General features: G+C 36.6%; 5 protein-coding genes. 1 reads left to right on the top strand and 4 read right to left on the bottom strand.

Annotation, left to right across the window (positions count from 1 at the left end):
* Nucleotides 1-318 precede the first annotated feature (318 nt).
* A complete protein-coding gene (locus JMY02_RS13395; protein WP_201599150.1) occupies nt 319-795 on the top strand; it encodes a CinA family protein in 477 nt (158 codons plus the stop codon).
* Here the strand turns inward: JMY02_RS13395 and JMY02_RS13390 are convergent.
* From JMY02_RS13390 to JMY02_RS13375, 4 genes are all read right to left on the bottom strand, one after another.
* Nucleotides 792-1,472 carry a DUF421 domain-containing protein gene (locus JMY02_RS13390; RefSeq protein ID WP_201599146.1) on the bottom strand — a complete coding sequence of 227 codons (681 nt, stop codon included), beginning with the start codon at nt 1,470-1,472 and terminating at the stop codon, nt 792-794. The two genes, JMY02_RS13395 and JMY02_RS13390, sit on opposite strands and share 4 nt — an antisense overlap.
* Nucleotides 1,473-1,740: 268 nt before the next feature.
* Nucleotides 1,741-3,330 carry an alpha,alpha-trehalose-phosphate synthase (UDP-forming) gene (locus JMY02_RS13385; RefSeq protein WP_201599144.1) on the bottom strand — a complete coding sequence of 530 codons (1,590 nt, stop codon included), beginning with the start codon at nt 3,328-3,330 and terminating at the stop codon, nt 1,741-1,743.
* A gap of 57 nt (nt 3,331-3,387) precedes the next feature.
* The gene (locus JMY02_RS13380; RefSeq protein ID WP_201599137.1) at nt 3,388-3,774 is read right to left on the bottom strand and encodes a trehalose-phosphatase; all 387 of its coding nucleotides are present in this window, start codon (nt 3,772-3,774) and stop codon (nt 3,388-3,390) included.
* Nucleotides 3,767-4,240: a trehalose-phosphatase gene (locus JMY02_RS13375; protein WP_201599135.1), complete on the bottom strand. Its 474-nt coding sequence runs from the start codon at nt 4,238-4,240 to the stop codon at nt 3,767-3,769. The genes JMY02_RS13380 and JMY02_RS13375 overlap by 8 nt, the downstream gene beginning before the upstream one ends.
* Between the last annotated feature and the right edge of the window lie 195 nt (nt 4,241-4,435).

Genomic DNA, 4,435 nt, shown 5'->3' with positions numbered 1-4,435 from the left:
ATCATCCTGAACATGCGCTTGCTAAGAAATATATGAAGGGCACACCATCGGCTATTTTGACTTTTGGTGTAAAAGGTTATGGTCATTCAAGAGAAGATGCTGAGCGTGACGTAGACGAGTGGCGTCGGGAAAACCAGTACTAAAGTTGTTTTTAATATATTTTTCATAAATAAAAAACGTATTTACAAATAAAAATAGAAATGGTAAAAGACCGCATTGAAATAAAAATGTGGTCTTTTTCTCTTTAAAGGGTTGATAGTAAGATGACAGATTAAGAAACATACAGTGTTTGGTTTTTTATTTTTTTAAGGAGATATCATGTCTGATAGTTGCGCCAAGGTACTGGCTAATAAAAATTTGACAGTAGTTTTTATTGAAAGCGCGACCGCAGGGTATTTAGCTCATCGATTTTCTGTTTGTCCATACTCTGGTGATGTTTTAATGGGCGGATTAGTGTGCTACGACGTTTCATTAAAAAAGAATGTTCTCAACATCTCAAGCCAATTAATTGATGAGTATACACCTGAGTCTTTAGAGGTGACTCAAGAACTCGTCATTAAATCCAAAAAAATGTTTGAAGCCGACTTGCATGTTGCTTGTACAGGGTTGCTAAAGCCCGGTGGTTCTGAAACGAAAGAGAAGCCTGTTGGCACGTTTTTTTACTGTATTGGCTATAAAGGCGAGATTTATGATTTTCGCCGTGTATGTCAAGGCGCGCCTAAAAAAAAGCTACGCAGTATAAATAGTCTTATTTGTAAGAGTATTATTGACGTGGTAAATCAGCATGCTGATTAATTCACAATCTTACTGTTTAGTGCTTTAGCCCACCCTCTTGAATGATGACAGTGATTGCATACGGCGTTTAGCGCTAAGATATGTTCGACATAACCGCAATGCATACAGGCGTAAGGATGCCCATCTTCTAGGACTTTTGCTGTCTGAAATTCTTTAGGGAAAATGGGTAGTCCGTACTGCGTCTCATCGTGTGGAAATAACAAGATACTAAACTCACCATCTGTTTCGAGCAATCCAACCTCCACTTGTCCTAAGTGACGCACGCCTTGTTGACGCATTTCAGTAAAAAATTCATCGTGCGACATTTTACCTTTTTCGACATCTTTAATTATTAACAAACCATTTTCTACAATATAAGTGGGTTTGCCTTCTAAGAGAAGCTCAAAGAGCTTGTGTTTTGTGGTGAACCAAGTACAAAGTCTATAGAGAATTAGGACAAGGCTCATGATGAGCACCGCTTGAATAAGTGGCAAGTCTTCTGTGAACATAGGGTCACCAGCGATAGAGCCTAGTGCCAAAATAATGGTTAATTCAAAAATAGTGAGTTGGCGGATGCCGCGTTTTCCTGTACTTCGTAACAACAAAACGATTAGAAAAAACATGATGATGGTACGTATGGCTATTTCTGCTGCAAAAGCCCATGTCGTGTCATAAATAAAAATACTTACCCAGTCCATCTTATTCTCCTATTATTCTTTTTTTTAAAGTGTTGTTTAATTAATCATAAGGCAACTGCTTTTCGAATATTCTAGTGTAGATTTATTATATAAAGGTTTGCTGAATAATTTATGAAAGAAAGCGACCTTAGAATCGTATCCAAAGTCGCTTTTTACAAGATCACGGAATAATTAAGCTTAGGTCACAAATTTAATGGCGCCATAACTTTTACAACCAGCTTATTGATGATTTGTGAGTGGTATAAAAAGAATCAGAGGGCCTATGAAGTTATAACCTTGAGACTATGGAATACTTATTACTTGCACCTAAAGACCCGCTGTCTATTGGACGTTTTTTGCGATCATATAGGTCATTTAAATATAAATCACTTAAAAATCTTTGCTGCCAAGACTGTAAATCATCTTGTTGTAGTCCTTGCAGTAACGTCTGATAACGGAACTGACGCTCTCTCAGCGGCATCGTTAAGGCAGATTTTAGGCCTTCTATCATGCTTTTTGGCTGATAAGGATCTATGATGATAGCAGCATGCATTTGCTCAGCAGCTCCAGCATAACGTGAAAGCAATAACACACCAGGATCATCAGGATCTTGGGCGGCAATATATTCTTTGGCGACTAAGTTCATGCCATCTTTGAGCGAATTTACCCAACCGACATCACTTTGCCGAAACATCGTCATCAATTTCTCATGACTCAACGCAGTTTCTTTATAATTAATGGCTTGCCAAGAGCTATCTTCAGATAGCTTTTGCTGATTAATTTCATAAACCATTTTTTTGACATGGTCATAGAGATTTTGATAAGTTGGCAAATCTAAGCGACTAGGGCAAGCGACTTGTAATAATTGCAAATGATTTTGAAACGATGGGTTTTGCGCTAAAAAATCGCGATATGCTGCAAAGCGTTTTAACAACCCTTTTGAATAATCAATTCTATCTACTGCGATGATCTGTTGGAATGCATGGTCTTTGTTTTGACTAGAGTTAGTAGAACCTAATGAAGCCTCTAAAGATAATTGACTAACCTGTTCCTGAATTCGTGCTACATTGACGCCTATTGGATAAGTGTCAACCATTAATGAATGCTGAGGCTTTAAAGCTAAATCCACTCTCATTTTTGTTCCAATATAAAGAGAGGGTTTAAAAAAGTTTTGCTTCATATCTAACACATTTATCGGTGTGTTTGCTACAAAATGGTCTTTTATAAAAAGATCTTTCAAATAATACTGCAAGACATTCAAGCAGTTAGTTCTATCTTTCTGAGTTTGCGTACCTACTAGATCATAGTGGGCTAAATGATGAGTAATTTCACGGCCTTGTTCGAGCGTTTTCCAAAATTGTAATGAGGTAAAGGGAATATGTAAGAAAAATCCGATACGATTAGAGATACCTAACTGTCTACAATGATATGCCACGCTTAAAAAATGATAATCATGTACCCAGATTACATCTTCAGGCTTAATGATTTCTTTTAGCTGCTTAGCGAAAAGTCGGTTTACCTCTTGATAGCCTGCGTAATCTTGAGATTTTTGACTGATTAGATCAACTCGTTCGTGCAGTAACGGCCACAAAACATTGTTAGCGAAACCACAGTAAAATTGTTTATACTGCTCAGTGGTAAGAGCTGTGGTCATATAAGTAATACAAGTGTCTTCACCTGTCAGATTGGTTGGCTTGTTGCTAAATGAATTAGTGGGATCATTATCATGACTACTATTTTCAACGACCTTGCCATTCCAACCCATCCAAACCACTGAACTCCCTATTAAGACATTTTGCAATGCTACCGCCAGTCCCCCAGCCATCGGTTTGTTATCAGGTACTTTGACTCGATTTGATAAGACAATTAAGCGACTCATAGAATTGACCTCAACTTTTCCTTAATAGTGAGAATTAACTTTTATTGATCAAGATGGTTACCTATCACGTGCTTGGCAAAAACTTAGAAGGTTATGGAGTAAGTTTGTTACTTCCTTAATATCGTTGACATAATAATGAGCACAGGTCGACTCCCTTCCTACTTTAATGCCTAGCCCTTTTGGTGGTTGTTCTAAGCCTTCGACTATCTTTTTTGAATCTTGTATCGCTCTGAAACCGGCTTCATCAGTAATATCATCACCAATGAAAATTGCCCAAGTATCATTGCTAGATCTGTTTATTATTTTGCCTAGTAGGCATAGAATGGCAGTCCCTTTGTTTACACCTCTTGGTACCGCTTCCCAAACATATTTACCAGGTTTTAACACCCCATCAGGATAAGTCTTTAATACTTCCTCCATCAGGCGATAAGCCTCATCAGCCAAAATGGATTTTCTCCTGAAGCGTATAATCGACGGAATAAGGTTTACTTTCTACGAAGAAGTCGTCATAGACGGCACAAGAGTAGAGGATATCTTGCTTTATTTTATCTAGTTCTAAGGTATTAATAGAAAGCGTATTTACATCATTCAGAACCTCGTCTTCGAATTTACTAAAACTACTATTTAATGCTATTTCTAGACCATGAGTTGCTGCAATCGGTAATTCTATAGGTGACAATAATTCCCTAGCCTCAGTAAGACTACAACCAGTTACAATAGCTATTACAATGCCATGGTTTTGCAGTTCTTGTAAGATGCTTAAAGTTGAATATAGCACGATGCTATCTTTAGGATTTATTTTAAAACCTGAAAGCGTACCGTCTATGTCTAAAAACAAATAGCAATTTTTTTGATATGCTAAATACTCTATCAATAAATCCGGCTGCATACATATAGGATATGTATTCATAGTAAAAAACCGCTCCTGAAGCGATATTTCCTCATATATTTTTTAGCTTAAAGCTTCCAAAGATTTATATATATAAACTATTAAGCAGTAAACGTTTTAATAATATAGCCATAAAAAAAGCCAAATATTGTCAATGTTTATAATTGATTTACTGGTTTTTTGCAATTGATTAAATTTAATAAATAATTATAATAT

The sequence above is a fragment of the Psychrobacter vallis genome, assembly GCF_904846715.1.
Taxonomy (GTDB): domain Bacteria; phylum Pseudomonadota; class Gammaproteobacteria; order Pseudomonadales; family Moraxellaceae; genus Psychrobacter; species Psychrobacter vallis.
The sequence above is the reverse complement of the archived record's forward strand: the minus strand, read 5'-3'. Positions and strand labels throughout refer to the sequence as shown.

What these genes read in the sequence shown, in the direction of transcription:
- JMY02_RS13385 (WP_201599144.1), bottom strand. Translation starts at nt 3,330, where the DNA reads ATGAGTCGCTTAATTGTCTTATCAAATCGAGTCAAAGTACCTGATAAC.
- JMY02_RS13395 (WP_201599150.1), top strand. Translation starts at nt 319, where the DNA reads ATGTCTGATAGTTGCGCCAAGGTACTGGCTAATAAAAATTTGACAGTA.
- JMY02_RS13390 (WP_201599146.1), bottom strand. Translation starts at nt 1,472, where the DNA reads ATGGACTGGGTAAGTATTTTTATTTATGACACGACATGGGCTTTTGCA.
- JMY02_RS13375 (WP_201599135.1), bottom strand. Translation starts at nt 4,240, where the DNA reads ATGAATACATATCCTATATGTATGCAGCCGGATTTATTGATAGAGTAT.